We start from the raw sequence: 22178 nt of genomic DNA, 5'->3' as shown, positions 1-22178 counted from the left end.
AGATAAGGGGAAAAGAGATGTCGAAGAAGAATTACAAAAAGAGCAGAAAATACAAAAAAATGCGCCGCAGAAAAATAATTTTCGGAATTGAAATCACCGTTCTGCTGATTCTTTCCGGAATTCTGTTCGTCTACGCATGGATCAACCGTTCGATGGATAAGATGAATCAGGATACGCTGGACAGCTCCCAGATTCAGATCAACAGTGAAGTAAAGGCAAATACCGATCTCTCACAGATGTCCGGTACACAGGTCATCGCGCTGGTCGGCGTGGATGCCAGAGGTGTGAAAGGCTCCGAGCTGGCAGAAAGCATGAACAGTGACACTATTATTCTCTGTTGTATTGATCACGACAAGCAGGAAATCCGTATGGTGTCGATTATGCGTGACACCTGGATGAATATGGCGAAATATACCGATGAATATTATGAGTTTGACAAAGCCAATTCCGCATACAACCGCGGCGGCCCGGAGAGTATGCTCTCCATGCTGAATACAAACCTTGACTTTGCACTGACCGATTACGTTACCGTAAACTTCAAGGCACTCGCCGATGCGATTGATGTCCTGGGCGGTCTCGACATCGAGATGACAAATGCAGAGTGTGTTCATGCAAACAACTACAACAGAGAGGTATCGGAAGCACAGGGCGTAGAGTATGAAGCTATTCCGTATGATGAGGACCTTGGGGATGATTACAGCGAAGTACGTCATGTCAGCGGTGCGCTTGCTACCTCCTATGCGCGGATCCGTTATGGCGGCGGTGATGATGCAAAACGTACCAGCCGTCAGCGAATTGTTATCAATCTTATGGTACAGAAGCTGAAACAGAATCCGACCAAGATTCCGGAAATTCTGGACAAGGTGATGGGAAATGTCAGCACCAGTCTTACCAAGAATGAAATCCTGGAACTTGGTATGCATGCGGTAACGTATACGATGGGAACCTCCTATGCCTATCCGTTCCAGCTCTGCTATGGTGAAAATGTAGTGAATGCCATTGGTGAGGATGTTGTAATTCCGGTTACGCTGGAGTTCAATGTAAGAGAGCTGCATGAATATCTGTATCCGGGTCTTTCGTATGAACCGTCTGCGGCTGTTACAGAGTACAGCGACTACATTGCAAGAAAGAGCGGTTACGATGAAGATATGATCGGCTATGTGCTGAACCAGGGGCCTGGTGCAGAGGCAGATTCGGTGATCGCAGGCGACTAAATACGAGGGAGAAAACCAGACATGAAATTCTATACCGTTGATGTTATGATACCAACGTATAAACCAGGGCAGGAGTTCGCAGAGCTTCTGCCCCGCCTTTTGGAACAGACTTACCCGATCCGGTCGATCCGGGTTGTAAACACAGGGAAAAAGTTCTGGAACCCGGCGTGGGAGCAGTTATCGGATAAAATTATGGTAGAGCATATCCGGCCAAGCGAATTTGACCACGGCGGAACGAGAAGGGCGATGGCAGAAAGTTCGGATGCGGATCTTCTGCTTTTTATGACCCAGGATGCCATGCCGTACGACAATGCGTGCGTGGAACATCTGGTGGAAAAATTTTCACTGCCGCATGTGAAGGCGGCCTATGCGCGGCAGCTTCCGCGGGATGACTGCCGTACACTGGAACGGTTTACGAGAGGCTTTAACTATCCGGAGGAGAGTGATATCAAGGATGCCGGTGATCTGCCAAAACTTGGTGTTAAGACTTTTTTCTGCTCCAATGTCTGTGCAATGTATGACCGCAGGACATATGAAGAGCTGGGTGGATTTGTAGAAAGCACCTTGTTTAACGAAGATATGATCTATGCCGGGCATCTTGTGCAGGCGGGCTATGCGATTGCCTATGCGGCAGATGCGAAGGTGGTACATTCCCACAATTACGGTTGTCTGGCACAGCTTCACCGCAATTTCGACCTCGGTGTATCCCAGGCACAGCATCCGGAGATCTTTGATGCGTATCCGTCTGAGGGTGAGGGAATCCGTATGGTGAAAAAATCGGCATCCTACGTCTGCAAAATTCATAAGCCGTGGCTGCTCGTCACGTTATTTTTTCAAAGCGGATTCAAATATGTGGGATACTTCCTCGGAAAACGATACAAAAGCCTTCCGGACGGTGTGATCCGCTGGTGTACCTCAAACAAAACGTGGTGGGAATATCACGGAAAGATAAGAAAAAAACGAAATAGAAGATAAGTGAAAGTAAAAAACAAAAATAAAAAGATTTTGTAAGTAAATACGAAATGCTCCATAAGGTTGACAGAGAACGGAGCAGCGTGGTAAAAAAGTAAAGAACAAGAAATTAGAAGGCGGCATAACCTGAAAACAGAACAAGGGTGCCGCCTTTTGCTGTTAGGAGGAAAAAATCTATGTGTGGAATTGTTGGATATATTGGAACCTGCCAGGCTGCCCCGGTGCTGCTGGACGGATTGTCAAAGCTGGAGTACCGCGGATACGATTCGGCCGGAATTGCTGTATACGATGGAAACAAAATTCAGATGCAGAAAGCAATGGGCCGTCTGAAGGTGCTTGAGGAAATGACACAAAATGGAGCGACACTTCCGGGTACCGTAGGAATCGGACATACGAGATGGGCAACGCATGGGGCACCTTCCGATCTGAATGCACATCCGCATTTCAATAAAGACCACTCGATTGTCGTTGTACACAATGGAATTATTGAGAATTATCTGAAATTAAAGAAAAAACTGATGTCCAAAGGATATGAGTTCCTTTCGGAGACAGATACCGAGGTAATTGCCCATATGCTGGATTACTATTATAACGGCGATCCGCTTGCAACGATCACAAAGGTTATGCACCGCATGGAGGGATCGTATGCACTGGGTATCCTGTTCCGCGACCATCCGGATGAGGTGTATGCGGTCCGTAAAGACAGCCCGCTGATCGTTGGTACAAGTAAGAGCGGAAACCTGATTGCATCCGATGTTCCGGCTGTCCTGAAATATACAAGAGATGTCTATTTTCTGGAAAATGAGGAGATCGTGAAACTGACCCGCGATGGCCTTCACTTCTACAATATTGACGAGGAGGAGCTGGAGAAAGAGGCAACCCACATCGACTGGGATATGAATGCGGCAGAAAAAGGCGGCTATGAGCATTTCATGCTGAAAGAGATGCATGAGCAGCCAAAAGCCGTAAAAGATACCCTGACGCCGCGTATTAAGAACGGTGATGTTGTGATCGAAGAACTCGGCATGACCGATGAGGAGATCCGCGCGATCCGCAAAATCTTTATCGTTGCCTGCGGTTCTGCATACCACACCGGTGTAACCGCAAAATACGTCTTCGAAAAGCTGGCAAGAATCCCGGTTGAGGTAGATCTGGCAAGCGAATTCCGCTACCGTGATCCGATTCTGCAGGAAAATACGCTCGTGGTCATCGTCAGCCAGTCGGGTGAGACGGCCGATACCCTCGCGGCTCTCCGCCTTGCAAAAGAAAAGGGCGTGCGTACCCTTGGCATCGTAAACGTAGTTGGAAGTTCGATTGCAAGAGAGGCAGACAATGTCATGTATACCTGGGCCGGTCCGGAGATCGCTGTTGCGACAACGAAAGCGTACAGCACACAGCTTATCGCGCAGTACCTTCTGGCGATGAAGTTTGCCAAAGTACGCGGAACCGTTTCACAGAATGACTTCGATGCGATGATCCAGAGCCTTGAGCGCCTGCCGGAGCAGATTTCCCTGCTGCTGTCCCACAAGGAGAACGTACAGCGTTTTGCCAACCGTTATCTTGCGGCAGAACACGTCTTTTTCATCGGACGCGGCATCGACTATGCAATCTCGATGGAGGGCTCCCTGAAGCTGAAAGAGATTTCCTACATCCACTCCGAGGCGTATGCAGCCGGTGAGCTGAAACACGGAACCATTTCCCTGATTGAGGACGGACGCCTTGTCGTAGCCGTGCTGACCCAGCCGGAGCTCTACAAGAAAACGATCAGCAATATTCAGGAAGTGAAGACACGAGGCGCGTTTGTCATGGCGGTAACGACCGTTGGCAATACAGAAGTGGAAAAAGTAGCCGACTACGTAGTTTGCCTGCCGGAGACAAATCCGATTTTTGCAAACTCCCTGGCGATCATTCCGCTGCAGCTCTTTGGCTACTACGTATCGATCGGCAGAGGCCTCGATGTGGATAAACCGAGAAACTTGGCGAAATCGGTTACGGTAGAATAAAAACCGCAGCATAAAATTCCTCTTTTTTCAAAATTATCACAGTTTCAACACAATTCTAACGTACAATAGGCAGTAGAAAATGAAGAAAGAAATAAGAGCACTGTGTATTGGTGCCTGAGATAGAAAAGAGAAAGAGGGATCAGCCATGAGTGAAGAATTCAAAAAAGAAGAAATAAATGGTGAGGCAGCAGAGAAAACCAAAGCTGCAGAGCATACAGAAGAAGTAAAAGCAGAAACGACAGCAGAGCAGAGTGCAGCAGAGACGGAAAAACCGCAGGAAACCGCAGAAGCGCCGAAGGCGGAAGAAAAGAAAACGACAACCTACAGCTGGGTGAATCCGAAAATCAGCGGAAAGACCGGCGAGGAGAATAACAGCGCTTCCTACACCGGAGAACCGGACCCGTCGGAGGCAAAGGCAGAGCGGACATCTTCTGCAAAGACAGAACATTATCAGTACCAGTCACAGACACAGAGTGCTCCGAAGCAGGAAAAACCACAGTTTTCTGCCGTTCCGCAGCCGCAGGATCACAAAAAGAAAGCGAAAAAACCAATGTCAGCCGCAAAAAAATGGGGCATGACACTTGCCATGGCAGCGTGCTTCGGACTCGTGGCAGGCGGTGTTTTCATTGGGACTGCAGCAGTCGGTACGAAAGTGATCGGTACAGCAACAGAGCAGAAGCAGGAAGTTACAATTCCGACGACCACCACAACAACGGCAGCAGACAGCAGTGATACCTCCGATACCGTAAAAGCAACCGGCGAGATGTCCGTGAAAGATGTTGCATCGAGTGCGATGCCGTCTCTGGTAGCAATTTCTACGACAACGGTGGAAGAAGTTGAGACATTCTTCGGAACCACAAGCCAGGAAGTTCCTGCAAGCGGAACCGGAGTTATTGTCGGACAGAACGACGATGAGCTCCTGATTGCGACAAACAACCACGTTGTCAGCGGTGCGACGTCTCTTTCCGTCAGCTTTATCGACGATGAGACGGTAGAAGGCCAGATCAAAGGTACCGATGCGGACAATGACCTTGCTGTTGTTGCAGTAAAACTTTCCGACATCAAGGACGAGACAAAGAGCCAGATCAAAATTGCCGTGATGGGAAATTCCGATGACCTTGAGGTCGGTGATCAGGTTGTGGCAATCGGAAATGCACTGGGAACCGGCCAGTCCCTGACGAGCGGATATATCAGTGCAAAAGACCGTACGATCTCCAGTCAGGATGAGAGTACCGGCGAGACGATTACTTCTGAGGGACTGATCCAGACCGATGCAGCCATCAACCCTGGAAACAGCGGCGGCGCCCTTCTGAACATGAACGGTGAGCTGATCGGCATTAACGAAGCAAAATACAGCTCCACACAGGTCGAGGGCATGGGCTTTGCGATCCCGATTTCGAAAGCGGAGCCGATTCTGCAGAACCTGATGAACCTGACAACAAGATACAAAGTCAGCGATGATAAGGCCGCTTATATCGGAATCAACATGGCGGATGTCAGCGCAGATGTTTCCCAGAACTACGGTATTCCGACCGGTGTCTGCATCATGAGCGTTGTGGACGGCAGCCCGGCAGCCGATGCGGGCTTCAAGAAAGGCGATGTTATCACCACGTTTGATGGAAGAAGCATCTCGAACGCCAAAGGCTTAAAAGAGACACTGACCTATTATGCGGCAGGCGAGACCGTAGATGTCACCGTACAGCGTGCGGACAACGGTGAGTACAAAGAAGTAACACTGACGCTGACCCTTGGCTCTGCAGCAGATATGCCGCAGACGAGCGGAAGCAGCAACGGAACCACAAACGATGGAACCGGAAGCTCCGATCAGAATGACCAGGGTATTCAGAATCCGTTTGGCAACAGATAAAAACTCGAAATAACTATTTCCTAAGAGAAAAAAGACGGACAGCACAGGAATATGAACGCCTGGCTGTCCGCCTTTTTTTGCATTTTTTGATATAATTTTTTGAATTTGTAAAATTCTTAAAAAAGTTGGTAATTTTTAAGAAAGTTTTTACTTGTGACCCTATGGCTTTTGGGCTATAATCAAGCTAGACCAAGCGATCTATTACAGAAAGGAATTTGAAAAATCATGTCAGAAGAGAAAGACAGAGTGGACGGTACCGCGGACGAAACTAAGGCGGAAACAAAAAGCTCTGACCATCATACAGAAGATACCTATGAAAAAGTCTGCTTCATGTGCCGCAGACCGGAGAGCAAAGCCGGAAAGATGATTACCCTTCCGGGAAACATCAATATCTGCCCGGACTGCATGCAGAAGAGCTTTGATACCATGAACCAGAACCCGGGCCAGATCAATGAGATGATGAATAATATGAACAACATGCCGAATATCGGCATGCTCGATCTCTCCGGGCTTTCCAACCAGATCCCGAACCGGCAGCGGGTAAAGAAAAAAGAAGAAAAGAAGAAAACAAAAGAATTTTCCATCAAGGACATTCCGCCGCCGCACCGGATCAAGGCGATGCTTGACGAATACGTTATCGGCCAGGACCGTGCAAAGAAAGTCATGTCGGTTGCCGTTTACAACCATTACAAACGTGTCTTTGCACCGCAGGACGGAAATATCGAGATCGAAAAATCCAACATGCTGATGATCGGACCGACCGGTTCCGGAAAAACGTATCTGGTGCAGACACTGGCACGCCTCTTAGATGTGCCGCTTGCCATCACGGACGCCACATCCCTTACCGAAGCGGGTTATATCGGTGATGATATTGAAAGCGTGGTATCTAAGCTTTTAGCGGCCGCAGACAACGATGTGGAGCGCGCGGAGCACGGTATCATCTTCATTGACGAGATCGACAAGATTGCGAAAAAGAAAAATACAAACCAGAGAGACGTCAGCGGAGAAGCCGTACAGCAGGGAATGCTGAAGCTCCTCGAGGGCAGCGACATCGAAGTTCCGGTGGGAGCCAACAGCAAAAATGCGATGGTTCCGCTCGAGACCGTCAATACCAGAAACATTCTCTTTATCTGCGGCGGTGCCTTCCCGGATCTGACGGACATCATCAAGGAGCGTCTGAACAAGACAGCTTCCATTGGCTTCCAGGCGGATCTGAAGGACAAGTATGATGGGGATAAGAACCTGCTGTCACAGGTGACCTTAGAAGACCTTCGGACTTTCGGTATGGTGCCGGAGTTCCTTGGCCGTCTGCCGATCGTATTTACGCTGGAGAGTCTCAATGAGGATATGCTGGTCGAGATCTTAAAAGAACCGAAAAATGCGATCCTGAAGCAGTATAAGAGACTGCTCGAACTCGACGAGGTGAAACTGGAATTTGATGATGATGCACTTCGCTCTATTGCAAGAAAAGCGCTGGAAAAAGATACCGGTGCGAGAGCACTCCGTTCGATCATCGAGGATTTCATGCTGGATATCATGTATGAGATTCCAAAGGACAGCAGCATCGGAGAGGTTATCATCACAAAAGACTATATTGAAAAGACCGGCGGGCCGACGATTCTCCTGCGCGGTCAGGAAGTTCCAAAGTTAGAGCAGAAATAAGGTAACTGGAAAACACAGCGGAGCAGACGTGAAACTGGCGTTTTCTTGAAATAAGAGATAAGAAAGAGAGGGTTTTAACTATGGCAGAGGATTTTTTTGGAAATTTAAGTAAAACACTGAAAAAAACAGTGGATACTGTGGGAAAGAAAACAGATGAATTCGTAGAAATTCAGAAGATCCGCACCCGTCAGCATGCGCTTGAGGATCAGATTGAGAAGAATTACCAGGATATCGGACAGATCATCTACAACCGCTATCTGAACGGCGAAGCATTCGACGAGAATCTTGCCGGCATCTGCAAAGATATCACCGATCTGGAAAAAGAGATTGCAGACTGCAGGGAAGACGTGGCAAACAAGAGAGGCCGCATCGTATGCCCGGCCTGCGGCGCAAGTGTTCCGAAAGATGCAGCTTTCTGCATGCGCTGCGGTGCTGCTATGCCGGAGAAGGAAGAAGAGCCGGAGGATGCCGAGTTTGTACACGTAGAACCGGAAGAAAAAGCAGAAGAAACCGAAGCAGCAGCGCCGGAAGAAGAGCCTGAAAAAGAAGCAGAGGTACCGGAAGAGGAATGATCTGGACCCTGCTGCCGGGAGCGGTTTTCCTTGCAGACGGATGCCTGAAAAAGAAGGCAGAAGAGGAGTTAAAGGAAAATGAGCAGATCCCGGTCTGCAAAGGACATATTGTCCTGCGGAAATGTCATAACCGCGGCGTAGCGGGCGGCGGCTTCGCGGACAGCACGAAGAAGGTGGAAATTCTCACCTTCTTTTTGCTGTCCGGACTGTGGGCGCGTCTCGGAGCGCTGGCGGGCAGACGTAAGTGTAAGGCGAAGAAGCTTGGGCTTGCGCTTACGATTGGCGGCGGCATGTCGAACTGGTATGACCGGCATAAGAGAGGTTACGTGACCGACTATGTCAGCTTCCGGTTTGGACCGGAGAAGTTCCGCAGACTTGTGTTCAATGTTTCTGATTTCTGTATTTTCTTCGGACTTGCGCTGCTGACGGCAATTTCCTGCCGGGAGTCCAGGTGATGCAGGATCTCCCGAAAAGCCCTGCGGATGGCGGGCTTTTCGGGGCAAAAAAGAAAATTTGAAATTTTTTGAAAAAATTTGAAAAAAGCTGTTGACAGATTCGGAATCATCTGGTAATATATGTTTTGTTGAACGGCACATGAGAGCCGCAAGACAAGAAATGCAGGAGTGGCGGAATTGGCAGACGCGCAGGCTTCAGGTGCCTGTGGTCGCAAGATCGTGTGGGTTCAAGTCCCATCTCCTGCATTATTTTTTACCCTGCCTGGAATGATGCAGAAACTTCCCGGCAGGGTCTTTTTATTTCTGTGCGGAGAAGATGTGCAGACGGGGAAAGAAAAACAGACGAATCTCAGACAGTGTAAAATTGTTTAAAATTATCACTATTATCCATATTTTTCATAAAATCAAAAAAATTAAAATTTTTTCAAAAAAAGTGTTGACTTTTCTTTAGAAAGCTGTTATTATCTATCTTGTCAAGCGGACAACCGCTAAGACAACTAAGAAATGCAGGAGTGGCGGAATTGGCAGACGCGCAGGCTTCAGGTGCCTGTGGTCGCAAGATCGTGTGGGTTCAAGTCCCATCTCCTGCATTATTTTTTCGCTTTGCGTATCAAGAATTGGTCCGGTGGACCAATTCGGATTGCCCTGATGGGAAGTGTGAAAACTTTCCGTCAGGGTATTTTTATTTTTCCAGAAAAGAAAATAATTCCGACAGGACATTTTATGCCCAATACACACTTCAAAAGTATTCCAGAAAAGAAATTTCCGTAATTCGACAAAAATAGTTGAAATGTTTCCCTGGTTGTGATAGAATCTGAAAGATTAAAGTATGAGATGCATATTTCATACAAACTCAAAACCGAACGAAAAAGAAAGGAAAACGGTGGAATGATGAAAGCTTTTCTAATCTTAGAAGACGGGCATGTCTTTACCGGAACCAGCATTGGTTCACAAAAAGAAGTGATCAGTGAAATCGTATTTAATACATCCATGACTGGATATCTCGAAGTGCTGACTGACCCATCCTATGCGGGACAGGCAGTATGTATGACGTATCCTCTTATTGGAAACTATGGAATTTGTTATGATGATCAGGAGTCCTTAAGACCCTGGCCGGATGGCTATATTGTAAGAGAATTATCCCGTCTCCCCAGCAACTTCCGTTGCCAGGACACCATTCAGAATTTCCTGAAAAAGTTCGATATTCCCGGAATCGCCGGAATCGATACTCGTGCTCTCACCAAAATTCTTCGTGAAAAAGGTACCATGAACGGTATGATCACGACCAACGAAAATTATCACCTCGATGAAATTATTCCAAAATTAAAAGCGTATAATACCGGAAAAGTTGTAGAAAAGGTAACCTGCTCTGAAAAATCAGTTTTAAAAGGAGAAGGCTTTAAAGTTGCACTTCTGGATCTTGGCGCAAAGAACAACATCGCACGTTCCTTAAATGAGCGCGGATGCGAAGTGACCATTTATCCGGCGCTTACTACAGCAGAAGAGATCCTCACCGCAAATCCGGACGGAATCATGCTGTCCAACGGCCCTGGAGATCCGAAAGAGTGCGTATCCATTATCAAAGAGATTAAAAAACTGTACGATTCCAATGTACCGATCTTTGCAATCTGTCTTGGACATCAGCTGATGGCACTGGCTACCGGCGCAGATACCCACAAGATGAAATACGGCCACCGCGGCGGAAACCACCCGGTCAAGGATCTGGCAACCGGAAGAGTTTACATTTCTTCCCAGAACCACGGCTACGTCGTAGATACCGATACCCTGGATCCGAATGTGGCAGTTCCGGCCTTTGTGAACGTCAACGACGGCACCAACGAGGGACTCAAATACGTCGGCAAAAACATCTTTACCGTACAGTTCCATCCGGAGGCATGCCCTGGCCCGCAGGATTCCGGATACCTGTTTGATCGATTCCTTGAGATGATGGGAGGTAACAAATAATGCCAAAGAATCCGAATATTAAAAAAGTTCTGGTTATCGGTTCCGGTCCGATCGTCATCGGACAGGCAGCAGAGTTCGACTACGCAGGAACACAGGCGTGCCGTTCCCTGAAAGAAGAGGGAATGGAAGTTGTTCTTCTGAACTCCAACCCGGCAACCATCATGACCGATAAAGATATCGCAGACCGCGTTTACATCGAGCCGCTGACCGTAGAAGTGGTAGAGCAGCTCATCCAGAAGGAAAAACCGGACAGCGTTCTTCCGACTCTGGGAGGCCAGGCAGGACTGAACCTTGCGATGGAACTCGAAGAAAAAGGCTTCTTAAAAGAAAACAACGTACGCCTGATCGGTACCACAGCACAGACCATCAAAAAAGCAGAGGACCGTCAGGAATTCAAAGATACCATGGAAAAAATCGGCGAGCCGGTAGCGGCATCCCTGGTTGTCCATGATGTACAGGCTGGTATCGATTTCACCAACAAGATCGGTTATCCGGTTGTACTGCGTCCGGCTTACACCCTCGGCGGAAGCGGCGGCGGTATCGCTTACAACGAAGAAGAGCTGATCGAGATCCTCTCGAACGGACTCCGTCTTTCCCGTGTCGGCGAAGTACTCGTTGAAAGATGTATCGCCGGATGGAAAGAGATCGAGTACGAGGTAATGCGGGACAGCGTAGGAAACTGCATCACCGTCTGCAACATGGAGAACATCGACCCGGTCGGCGTTCACACCGGAGACAGTATTGTCGTAGCACCATCCCAGACCCTGGGAGATAAAGAGTATCAGATGCTGCGTACTTCTGCACTCAACATCATCACCGAGCTTGGCATCACCGGCGGATGCAACGTACAGTATGCGTTGAATCCGGACAGCTTCGAGTACTGTGTTATCGAGGTAAATCCGCGTGTCAGCCGTTCTTCCGCACTGGCTTCCAAAGCGACCGGTTATCCGATTGCAAAGGTTGCTGCAAAGATCGCACTTGGCTACACTCTGGATGAGATCCCGAACGCCATTACCGGAAAAACCTACGCAAGCTTCGAGCCGATGCTGGATTACTGTGTTGTAAAAATCCCGCGTCTGCCGTTCGATAAGTTTATCAGTGCAAAACGTACCCTGACCACACAGATGAAGGCAACCGGTGAGGTTATGAGTATCTGCAACAACTTCGAGGGCGCGCTGATGAAAGCCATCCGTTCCCTGGAACAGCACGTAGATTCCCTGATGTCCTATGACTTCAGCCACTTGTCCAAAGACGAGCTGATCGAAGAGCTTCACATCGTAGACGATATGAGAATCTGGAGAATCGCAGAGGCGATCCGTCAGGGCATCTCCTACGACGAGATCCACGAGATCACCAAAATCGATGTATGGTTCATCGATAAGCTGGCTATCCTCGTTGAGATGGAGCAGGCATTACAGGCCAAAGAGCTGGATGAGGATCTGCTGCGCGAAGCAAAACGCCTTGAGTTCCCGGATTACCTGGTGGCAAAACTGGCAGGAAAGACCGAAGAAGAAGTAAAAGCGTTAAGAAAACAGTATGATATCACCGCAGCTTACAAGATGGTAGATACCTGTGCCGCTGAGTTCGCAGCAACCACACCGTATTACTATTCCGTATACGGCGGCGAAAACGAAGCTGTCGAGACAAACGACAGAAAGAAAGTCCTCGTCCTTGGTTCCGGCCCGATCCGTATCGGACAGGGTATCGAGTTTGACTTCTGCTCCGTACATTGTACCTGGGCATTCAAGAAAGAGGGCTATGAGACCATCATCATCAACAACAACCCGGAGACCGTCAGCACCGACTTCGATATCGCAGATAAACTGTATTTCGAGCCGCTGACACCGGAAGATGTAGAAAATATCGTCAACATCGAGCATCCGGACGGAGCCGTTGTACAGTTCGGCGGCCAGACTGCGATTAAGCTGACCGAAGCACTCCTGAAAATGGGTGTGCCGATCCTTGGAACATCTGCAGAGAACGTAGATGCCGCAGAGGACCGTGAGCTGTTCGATGAGATCCTGGAGCAGTGTGAAATCCCGCGTCCGAAGGGACACACCGTATTCACTGCAGAAGAGGCGAAAAAAGCAGCCAACGAGCTCGGCTATCCGGTACTCGTCCGCCCGTCCTACGTCCTTGGAGGACAGGGTATGCAGATCGCCATCAGCGATGAGGACGTCGATGAATTTATCGGCATCATCAACCGGATCGCACAGGAGCATCCGATCCTGGTTGATAAATATCTGCAGGGCAAGGAGATCGAGGTTGATGCAGTCTGCGACGGCACCGATATCCTGATTCCTGGTATCATGGAGCACATCGAGCGCGCCGGCGTTCACTCCGGAGACAGTATCTCCGTTTATCCGGCACAGAGCATCAGCCAGCATGCAAAAGACACCATCGTAGAGTATACGAAACGTCTGGCAAGATCCCTGCATGTCATCGGTATGATCAACATCCAGTTCATCGTATGCGGTGAGGATGTTTACGTCATCGAGGTCAACCCGCGTTCTTCTCGTACCGTGCCGTACATCAGCAAGGTAACCGGAATCCCGATCGTGCCGCTGGCAACGAAAGTCATCCTTGGCCACACGATCCGCGAGCTTGGCTACGAGCCGGGTCTGCAGAGAGAGGCAGATTACATTGCCATCAAGATGCCGGTATTCTCCTTCGAGAAGATCCGCGGCGCAGATATCGCCCTTGGACCGGAGATGAAATCCACCGGTGAGTGCCTTGGTATTGCAAAGACCTTCAATGAGGCTCTTTACAAAGCATTCCTCGGCGCCGGAATCAACCTGCCGAAATACAAAAACATGATCATCACCGTAAAGGATGAGGATAAAGAGGATATCGTTCCGATCGCACAGAGATTCCAGGCTCTCGGCTACAAGATCTATGCGACGAGAAATACCGCGAAAGCCCTGAACGAGAACGGCGTCAATGCGATCCGCACCAACAAGATCGAGCAGCCGTCCCCGAACCTGATGGACCTGATCCTCGGCCACAAGATCGACCTCGTCATCGATACTCCGTCCCAGGGTGTTGAGCACTCCAAAGACGGATTCGTCATCCGCCGGAACGCGATCGAGACAGGTGTCAACGTACTGACCTCTCTGGATACCGCAACCGCACTCGTAACCAGTCTGGAAAATACAGATGTGAAGAAGCTGACCCTGATTGATATCGCAACGATCGACAAGAGATAAGCATGATAGAAGCATAAAGCAAAGAAAAGCTCTCTGCTGCAGAAACAAAGCGGCAGAGAGCTTTTTTGGCCGAATGTGGGTTATGGATTTTACAAAAAAGAAAACGTGACGCGCTTGTGTTTTTGGCATAAGTATGATAGATTTTTAATAGAATGCCAGAAAAGGGCATCCAATTCAAAAAGAGAAAGGTACATATCGTATGAACATCATTGAGTGGTTAAAGGTTATCCTGCTGGGTATCGTAGAGGGCATTACCGAGTGGCTTCCGATCAGCAGCACCGGCCACATGATTCTGGTAGATGAGTTTATTAAGCTGAATGTGACAGCTGATTTCAAGAATGTTTTTGAAGTTGTCATCCAGCTCGGTGCAATCCTTGCGGTTGTCGTCATCTATTTCTGGGATCTCTGGCCGTTTCATGGCAAAAGCAAAGCGAAAAGCAAGAGCTATTTTGCCAATCCAAGCGACAACAAGGTCTTTGCAGGGATTCAGAACTTTGTAGACAATTACTGTTATCTGGACAAAATTATCATGTGGTTCAAGATTGTCGTATCGTGTCTGCCGGCAGCCGTGATCGGACTGGCATTCAACGACTGGATCGAGGCCCATCTGATGAATTACGTGATCGTAGCACTGATGCTGATCATCTATGGTGTCCTCTTCATCATCATTGAGAATTACAACAAGACGAGAACACTGTCTGCAACAAAAATCAAAGAGATTACCTGGAAAAATGCGCTGTATATCGGTGTTTTCCAGCTCCTTTCCATCGTACCGGGAACTTCCCGTTCGGGAGCAACCATCATCGGCGGTATCCTGCTGGGATGCTCGAGAGAGCTGGCATCGGAGTACACGTTTTTCCTTGCCGTTCCGGTTATGTTTGGCGCGAGCCTTTTAAAACTGGTAAAACACGGCTTTGCCTTTACCGGTGTTGAGGTGGCGATCATGATCGTCGGCATGCTGGTGGCATTTGCGGTATCGATTTTTGCCATCAAATTTCTGATGCAGTACATCAAGAAGCACGATTTCAAAGCCTTCGGCTGGTACCGTATCGTACTCGGTGTGATTGTGCTGCTGTATTTCGTAATCAAAACCGTAATTCTGAAAGCATAAAATCGAACAATTCCGAAAATTTACCGGGGAAAATAGAAGAAGAAGTATCGTAAAATGAAAAAAAATTGTGCGATACTTCTTTTTTTACGCGAAAATTACAAAAAACCCTGTAAAAAGTAACCAAAAGCTGATATAATAGGACATAACAGGGGCACAGACGATACAGTTCACCCGCGCCATTCGCAAAACTGCGCTTTCAGCGCTTTCCGCTGCTGCGCAGCTCCTTTTGCTCATTTCTCGGCGCTCCCTTCGTGTGTTCTTGCAAACAAATTTTCATGCAAGCATGAAATTTGCCCGCCAGAACACACGAGTGAACTGTAAATTAAAAAAAATACCGAAAATTTGCCATATTTTTATTGACTAAAGATATTCTTATGGTAAAATAAATGTGTGCGCCCGAGAATATCTTTCTTTTCGGTGCAATCAGTATAGGGTGAACGTATCATCCAGGGCAATCTGGAAATACTTTACTATAACCTATCAAAATTACAAGTAGGAGGAAAAGTAACAATGGCAAAATGGGTTTACATGTTCACTGAAGGTAATGCAGACATGCGTAACCTTCTCGGTGGAAAAGGCGCAAACCTGGCTGAGATGACAAACCTGGGACTTCCTGTACCACAGGGATTCACGGTAACAACCGAGGCTTGTACACAGTACTATGAGGATGGCAGACAGATCAACGACGAGATCATGGGTCAGATCATGGAAGCAATCGATAAAATGGAAGGAATCACAGGAAAGAAATTCGGAGACGCTAAGAATCCGCTGCTCGTTTCTGTACGTTCCGGAGCAAGAGCTTCCATGCCAGGTATGATGGATACCATCCTGAACCTTGGTCTGAACGAAGAGGTTGTTGAAACTCTGTCACAGGCTTCCGGCAACCCACGTTGGGCTTGGGACTGCTACAGAAGATTCATTCAGATGTTCTCTGACGTAGTTATGGAAGTTGGTAAAAAATACTTCGAAGAGCTGATCGACAAGATGAAAGAGGAGAAAGGCGTAAAACAGGACGTAGATCTTGACGCAGATGACCTCAAAAAACTGGCTGAGCAGTTCAAAGCTGAGTACAAAGCTAAAATCGGTGAGGATTTCCCGACCGATCCTAAGGTACAGCTGATGGAGGCTGTTAAAGCCGTATTCCGTTCCTGGGACAACCCGAGAGCAAACGTTTATCGTCGTGACAACGACATCCCGTATTCCTGGGGTACCGCTGTTAACGTACAGATGATGGCATTCGGAAACATGGGAGATGACTGTGGTACAGGTGTTGCCTTCACCCGTGACCCTGCTACAGGAGAAAACGGACTGTTCGGTGAGTTCCTTACCAACGCACAGGGCGAGGACGTAGTTGCCGGTGTTCGTACACCTATGCACATTTCCGAGATGGAAGAGAAATTCCCGGAAGCTTTCAAACAGTTCAAAGAAGTTTGCAAAACTCTGGAAACACACTACAGAGATATGCAGGACATGGAGTTCACTGTAGAGCACGGTAAACTGTACATGCTGCAGACACGTAACGGTAAGAGAACAGCAAAAGCTGCTCTGAAAATCGCCTGCGACCTTGTAGATGAGGGAATGAGAACAGAGGAAGAGGCAGTTGCAATGATCGATCCTCGTAACCTTGACTCTCTGCTTCATCCGCAGTTCGATGCAAAAGCACTGAAAGAGGCTACTCCAATGGCAAAAGCACTGGGAGCATCTCCGGGAGCTGCTTGCGGTAAAATCGTCTTCACAGCTGATGACGCTGTTGCATGGGCTGAAAGAGGAGAAAAAGTTGTTCTGGTTCGTCTTGAGACATCCCCAGAAGATATCACAGGTATGAAATCTGCACAGGGTATCCTGACTGTTCGTGGTGGTATGACTTCCCACGCAGCCGTAGTTGCCCGTGGTATGGGAACCTGCTGTGTATCCGGTTGCGGTGATATCGTAATGGACGAGGCAAACAAGAAATTCACACTGGCTGGCAAAGAGTTCCACGAGGGAGACTGCATCTCTCTGGATGGTTCTACAGGATGCATCTATGACGGACTGATCCCGACCGTAGACGCTACCATCGCTGGCGAGTTCGGAAGAATCATGGGCTGGGCAGATAAATACAGAACCATGAAAGTTCGTACAAACGCTGATACTCCGGCAGACGCTAAAAAAGCTCGTGAGCTTGGCGCAGAAGGTATTGGTCTTTGCCGTACAGAGCATATGTTCTTCGAAGGCAACAGAATCGATGCATTCCGTGAGATGATCTGCGCTGAAACCGTAGAAGAGAGAGAAGCAGCACTTGCTAAGATCCTTCCGGAGCAGCAGGGAGACTTCGAGAAGCTGTATGAAGCTCTGGAAGGCAACCCGGTTACCATCCGTTTCCTGGATCCGCCGCTTCATGAGTTCGTTCCGACTGAGGAAGAGGACATCAAGAAACTGGCTGACGCACAGGGCAAATCTGTTGAGCAGATCAAAGCAATCATCGCTGGTCTGCATGAGTTCAACCCGATGATGGGTCATCGTGGATGCCGTCTTGCTGTAACTTATCCGGAAATCGCTAAGATGCAGACAAGCGCAGTAATCCGCGCAGCCATCAACGTGAAGAAAGCTCATCCGGATTGGAATGTTAAACCGGAAATCATGATCCCGCTTGTTGGCGATATCAAAGAGCTGAAATACGTTAAGAAATTCGTAGTAGAGACCGCTGACGCTGAAATCGCAGCTGCAGGCAGCGACCTTGAATACGAAGTTGGTACCATGATCGAGATCCCGAGAGCAGCTCTGACTGCAGATGAGATCGCAAAAGAGGCAGACTTCTTCTGCTTTGGAACCAACGACCTTACTCAGATGACTTACGGATTCTCCCGTGACGATGCTGGTAAATTCCTGAACGCTTACTATGACGCTAAGATCTTCGAGAACGATCCATTCGCAAAACTCGATCAGGACGGCGTTGGCAAGCTGATGAAGATGGCTATCGATCTTGGAAGACCGGTTAACTCTTCTCTGCACGTAGGTATCTGCGGTGAGCACGGTGGAGATCCGAGCTCCGTAGAGTTCTGCAACAAACTGGGTCTGGACTATGTTTCCTGCTCACCGTTCCGTGTGCCGATCGCCCGTCTGGCAGCAGCTCAGGCAGCTATCGCTCAGAAGAACGCTTAATTTAAGCAGAATCTGTCCGAATCAGGATTTTCATGCAATAGCATGATTTGTGTTCAAACGTAAGGAGACCCCGGCGGTCTGTAGAAATACAGGCGCCGGGGTCTTTTTTATCAATCGTTTAAAATCAAAGTGGGAGGGAAAACGGATGCAGAATGAAACAGCCAAAGAAAACCTGCTGCGGCAGATCCGGGAATACCGTCCGTACAATGAGCAGGAAGAGCGGGATCGGGCGATTCTGCTGAAATGGATGGAGAGCGGATGCGATATTTTGACGCGGGAAAATGAGACCGCACATCTGACTGCCTCCGCCTGGGTCGTAAGCCCGGATCGGAAGCAGGTGCTGATGGCGTATCACAATATTTACCATTCCTGGGCATGGCTCGGCGGCCACGCGGACGGAGATGCGGATCTTTGCAGCGTGGCGGTAAGAGAAGTGAAGGAGGAATCCGGGATTGAAGAGGTGAAGCTCTTATCGGATCAGCCATTCTCGCTCGAAATCCTGTCGGTGGACGGCCATGTGAAGCGCGGAAAGTACGTGACGACACATCTCCATCTGAATGTGACATATCTCATGGAAGCAGACCCGGTACAGGAAATCCGCTGCAAGCCGGATGAAAACAGCGCAGTCGGCTGGATTCCGGTGGAGCAGATCGCAGAAAAATCGACAGAGCCATGGTTTGTGGAGCGTGTGTATGGCAAGCTGTGTGAGAAAGTGAAAAGAGATTTCTGTGAAGTGTAATATGCAATCCGCGTATGAACTGCCATTTAGAATAAGCATTAGACAAATGAGCTGTTAGATGTCTAAAATAGAGACAGAAAGAAAAATGGCAGGAGGGGTTTTATGTTTACAAATCAGGATTTGAAAAAGCTGATTATTCCGCTTTTCCTAGAGCAGCTTCTGGTGGCTCTGGTCGGAATTGCGGACGTGTTTGTTATCGGATTTGTCGGAGAGGCGGCGGTTTCCGGTGTGTCACTGGTCAATGCGTTTAATATGATCTTTATCAATCTGTTCACAGCGCTGGCATCCGGCGGTGCGGTGGTCATCAGCCAGTATATCGGAAAGAAGGACAAGGAGCAGGCGGGAGCGGCAGCTTCCCAGCTTCTGACGGCATCGGTATTGCTGTCGGTTGTTATTTCTGTAGTGGTACTGGTTGCCAACGAACAGCTGATGCGTTTGATGTTCGGCAAGGTTGAGGATGATGTCATGGCGGCATGCGTGACGTATCTGCGTATCTCGGCATATTCCTATCCGGCAATGGCGATTTACAATGCGGGAGCGGCTTTGTACCGCAGTTTTGGAAAAACCAGCACGACGATGTACCTTTCGATTGCATCGAATGTGATCAACGTAGTCGGAAACTGTATCGGCGTCTTTGCTTTGCATACAGGTGTGCCTGGCGTTGCGGTTCCGTCGCTGATTGCGCGTATCTTTTCCGCAGCTGTTATCACGGTTCTCTGCTTCTCAAAGCGAAATCCGGTGCAGTATCTGAAAGAGTGGATTTTTAAAGTAGACTTGAGCTTCCAGAAAACGATCCTCAGTATCGCAGTTCCGAACGGTATCGAGAGCGGTATTTTCCAGCTCGTCAAAGTAGCACTTTCCAGTGTGGTAGCACTGTTTGGTACCTACCAGATTGCCGCAAACGGCATTGCCCAGAGTATATGGTCCATGGCGGCACTCACAAGCAGTGCACTTTCCCCAGTATTCATCACCGTCATCGGACAGTGCATGGGCGCGGGAGATACTGATCAGGCGGAGTATTATTTCCGCAAGCTGATAAAAATCACACTGATCATTGGAGTGGCATGGAATGCGCTTGTCTTTGCAGTCACACCGTTTGTCCTTTCCTTCTATGCGGTGTCCGAGGAGACGAAGCGGCTGACACTCTGGCTGGTACTGCTGCATAATATTTTCAACGGTATTGCACTCTGCTACGCCGGACCGCTTGGAAGCGGCCTTCGTGCGACAGGAGATGTAAAATTCACAATGGGAATTTCCCTCTTCACGACCATCGGCGTCCGCCTGATTTTCTCTGTGATTTTTGCAATCTGGATGAACATGGGCGTTATGGGAATCGCTCTTGCGATGTGCCTCGACTGGTCCGTGCGCGGCATCATCTTCTGGTGGAGATTCAAACAGGGCAAGTGGAAAACGTTTCAGGTTATCCGTGAGTGAAAAAACGATCCTCTTTTTCTGACGACAGAAAAGTTGTTGGGAAAAGGGGATTTTTGGGGTAAAAGGGATTATTTCGGCGCGTTGAAAATCATGCCGGGGTATGGTAAAATGGACTCCGAAAAACAGCAAAAGGAGGAAAATATAAGTAACTAAATATATTGTCAAATGTGATATAATGTGTTTAAACATACAAAAGGAGAATCATATTATGAACACATCAAATATCACAAACTACAAGCCGAAGGATTTTGCTGAATTGTTAGGGATATCTGTTAAAACGCTACAGCGTTGGGACAGAGAAGGGATTTTAAAAGCAAATCGAACTCCAACTGACAGGCGTTATTATACGTATGACCAATATCTTCAATTCAAAGGCATAAATATCGAAAATGATAAACGTCAGGCAGTTATTTATGCCAGAGTATCTACAAAAAATCAAAAAGACGATTTGCAAAACCAGGTCGCATTTTTGCGACAGTTTTGTAATGCCAGAGGAATCATTGTAGACCAATGTATCGAAGAGTATGGAAGTGGTCTTAATTACAACCGCAAAAAGTGGAATAAATTATTAGATGAAGTAATGGAACAGAAAGTAAAAACGATCATCATAACCCACAAAGACAGATTTATCCGATTCGGTTATGATTGGTTTGAAAAATTCTGTATGAAATGCAACACAACGATCGTGGTGGTAAACAACGAAGAATTATCACCACAGGAAGAACTTGTACAGGATATTGTTTCCATACTTCATGTGTTCTCCTGCAGGCTGTATGGACTTCGTAAGTATAAAAAACAAATAGAGAGGGACGAGGAAATTGCTAAAGAGCTTCAAGACGGAAATCCATCCGACAGAAGAGCAGAAAGTCAGGATTCATAAAACAATAGGAACTTGTAGATTTATTTACAATTTCTATCTGGCCCATAACAAGGAACTTTATCAAAATGGCGAAAAATTCATGAGCAGCAGTAAATTCAGAGTCTGGCTGAATCATGAATACCTTCCACAACATCCAGAATATTTATGGATTAAGGAAGCATACTCAAAAGCGGTGACCCAGGCAGTAAATCATGGACAGACTGCATTTAAAAAATTCTTTAATCATGAAAGTGCTTTTCCGAAGTTCAAAAAGAAAGGCAGATCAGATGTGAAGATGTATTTCGTAAAGAATAATCCGAAAGATTGTCGCTGCGAGAGACACCGAGTTAACATTCCATCACTTGGATGGGTTCGTATCAAAGAAAAAGGATACATTCCTACGACGAAAGAAGGATATATCATAAAAAGCGGCCATGTTTCCATGAAAGCGGGCAGATATTATGTTTCGGCTCTTATAGAAATTCCTGATAATAAAACTGCTGATCTTTCTAACGAAGGAATCGGCATCGACCTGGGGTTAAAGGATTTTGCCATTGTTTCAAATGGTAAGACATATAAGAATATCAACAAATCAGCAAGATTAAAGAAATTAGAAAAACGACTCGTTCGGGAACAGAGATGTCTCTCCCGAAAGTATGAAAATCTAAAGAAAGGAGAGTCCACTCAAAGAGCGAATATACAAAAACAAAAACTTAAGGTACAAAAACTTCATCATAAAATAGACAATATCCGTACGGATTACATCAATAAGACAATCGCAGAGATCGTAAAAACCAAACCATCTTATATAACGATTGAAGACTTAAACGTATCGGGAATGATGAAGAACAAACATCTTTCAAGAGCAGTTGCTTCGCAGAAGTTTTACGAATTCAGAATAAAGCTTAAGGCGAAAAGCAGGGAAAATGGTATTGAGCTTCGGGTTGCAGACAGATGGTATCCATCATCAAAAATCTG

At 47.6% G+C, this 22178-nt stretch carries 15 protein-coding genes and 2 tRNA genes; all 17 read left to right on the top strand.

All coding sequences use genetic code 11. The annotated features are described in order from the left end of the window. The first annotated feature begins 17 nt into the window (after positions 1 to 17). Positions 18 to 1214 (top strand): LCP family protein, encoded by a 1197-nt coding sequence (locus tag PGS38_RS10555; protein WP_118640231.1) that lies wholly within the window; start codon positions 18 to 20, stop codon positions 1212 to 1214. 21 nt (positions 1215 to 1235) lie between these two features. Then, on the top strand, positions 1236 to 2189 hold the full coding sequence (locus PGS38_RS10550; RefSeq protein ID WP_055219399.1) for a glycosyltransferase family 2 protein: 954 nt from the start codon (positions 1236 to 1238) through the stop codon (positions 2187 to 2189). A 173-nt stretch (positions 2190 to 2362) separates the two neighbouring features. After that, complete coding sequence (glmS, locus tag PGS38_RS10545; RefSeq protein WP_270476245.1) at positions 2363 to 4189, top strand: glutamine--fructose-6-phosphate transaminase (isomerizing); 1827 nt, start codon at positions 2363 to 2365, stop codon at positions 4187 to 4189. A 145-nt stretch (positions 4190 to 4334) separates the two neighbouring features. After that, positions 4335 to 6056 carry a S1C family serine protease gene (locus PGS38_RS10540; protein WP_118600516.1) on the top strand — a complete coding sequence of 574 codons (1722 nt, stop codon included), beginning with the start codon at positions 4335 to 4337 and terminating at the stop codon, positions 6054 to 6056. A gap of 225 nt (positions 6057 to 6281) precedes the next feature. Then, the gene (gene clpX, locus PGS38_RS10535) at positions 6282 to 7718 is read left to right on the top strand and encodes an ATP-dependent Clp protease ATP-binding subunit ClpX (protein WP_022462962.1); all 1437 of its coding nucleotides are present in this window, start codon (positions 6282 to 6284) and stop codon (positions 7716 to 7718) included. Between the two features lie 80 nt (positions 7719 to 7798). Continuing rightward, the gene (locus tag PGS38_RS10530) at positions 7799 to 8290 is read left to right on the top strand and encodes a zinc-ribbon domain-containing protein (protein ID WP_118640233.1); all 492 of its coding nucleotides are present in this window, start codon (positions 7799 to 7801) and stop codon (positions 8288 to 8290) included. Beyond that, positions 8287 to 8745, top strand: a complete 459-nt coding sequence (locus PGS38_RS10525) for a signal peptidase II (protein ID WP_022462960.1) — start codon at positions 8287 to 8289, stop codon at positions 8743 to 8745. Before PGS38_RS10530 ends, PGS38_RS10525 begins: the two co-directional genes overlap by 4 nt. Positions 8746 to 8907: 162 nt before the next feature. Then, positions 8908 to 8991 (top strand) — tRNA-Leu (locus PGS38_RS10520). Positions 8992 to 9251: 260 nt separating this feature from the next. Further along, positions 9252 to 9335: transfer RNA gene (locus PGS38_RS10515), tRNA-Leu, on the top strand. 301 nt (positions 9336 to 9636) lie between these two features. Further along, positions 9637 to 10710 carry a carbamoyl phosphate synthase small subunit gene (locus PGS38_RS10510; protein ID WP_118640264.1) on the top strand — a complete coding sequence of 358 codons (1074 nt, stop codon included), beginning with the start codon at positions 9637 to 9639 and terminating at the stop codon, positions 10708 to 10710. Next, on the top strand, positions 10710 to 13916 hold the full coding sequence (carB, locus tag PGS38_RS10505) for a carbamoyl-phosphate synthase large subunit (RefSeq protein ID WP_022462958.1): 3207 nt from the start codon (positions 10710 to 10712) through the stop codon (positions 13914 to 13916). Before PGS38_RS10510 ends, carB begins: the two co-directional genes overlap by 1 nt. 199 nt (positions 13917 to 14115) lie before the next feature. Next, positions 14116 to 15027 carry an undecaprenyl-diphosphate phosphatase gene (locus PGS38_RS10500; RefSeq protein ID WP_117760874.1) on the top strand — a complete coding sequence of 304 codons (912 nt, stop codon included), beginning with the start codon at positions 14116 to 14118 and terminating at the stop codon, positions 15025 to 15027. 510 nt (positions 15028 to 15537) lie between these two features. Beyond that, positions 15538 to 18168, top strand: coding sequence for a pyruvate, phosphate dikinase (gene ppdK / locus PGS38_RS10495; RefSeq protein ID WP_118595188.1), 2631 nt, complete (start codon positions 15538 to 15540; stop codon positions 18166 to 18168). A 145-nt stretch (positions 18169 to 18313) separates the two neighbouring features. Beyond that, positions 18314 to 18907 (top strand): NUDIX hydrolase, encoded by a 594-nt coding sequence (locus PGS38_RS10490; RefSeq protein ID WP_022462955.1) that lies wholly within the window; start codon positions 18314 to 18316, stop codon positions 18905 to 18907. A gap of 102 nt (positions 18908 to 19009) precedes the next feature. Beyond that, positions 19010 to 20341, top strand: coding sequence for an MATE family efflux transporter (locus PGS38_RS10485; RefSeq protein ID WP_117814222.1), 1332 nt, complete (start codon positions 19010 to 19012; stop codon positions 20339 to 20341). 223 nt (positions 20342 to 20564) lie between these two features. Further along, complete coding sequence (locus tag PGS38_RS10480; protein ID WP_199669522.1) at positions 20565 to 21221, top strand: IS607 family transposase; 657 nt, start codon at positions 20565 to 20567, stop codon at positions 21219 to 21221. Beyond that, the coding region (locus PGS38_RS10475) for an RNA-guided endonuclease InsQ/TnpB family protein (protein WP_270476244.1) at positions 21160 to 22178 on the top strand (1019 nt) is incomplete at its 3' end. The genes PGS38_RS10480 and PGS38_RS10475, both read left to right, overlap by 62 nt.

Origin of the sequence: Fusicatenibacter saccharivorans, from assembly GCF_027667425.1 — a bacterium.
GTDB lineage: Bacteria > Bacillota > Clostridia > Lachnospirales > Lachnospiraceae > Fusicatenibacter > Fusicatenibacter saccharivorans.
This window is presented reverse-complemented; position numbering and strand designations above follow the sequence as displayed.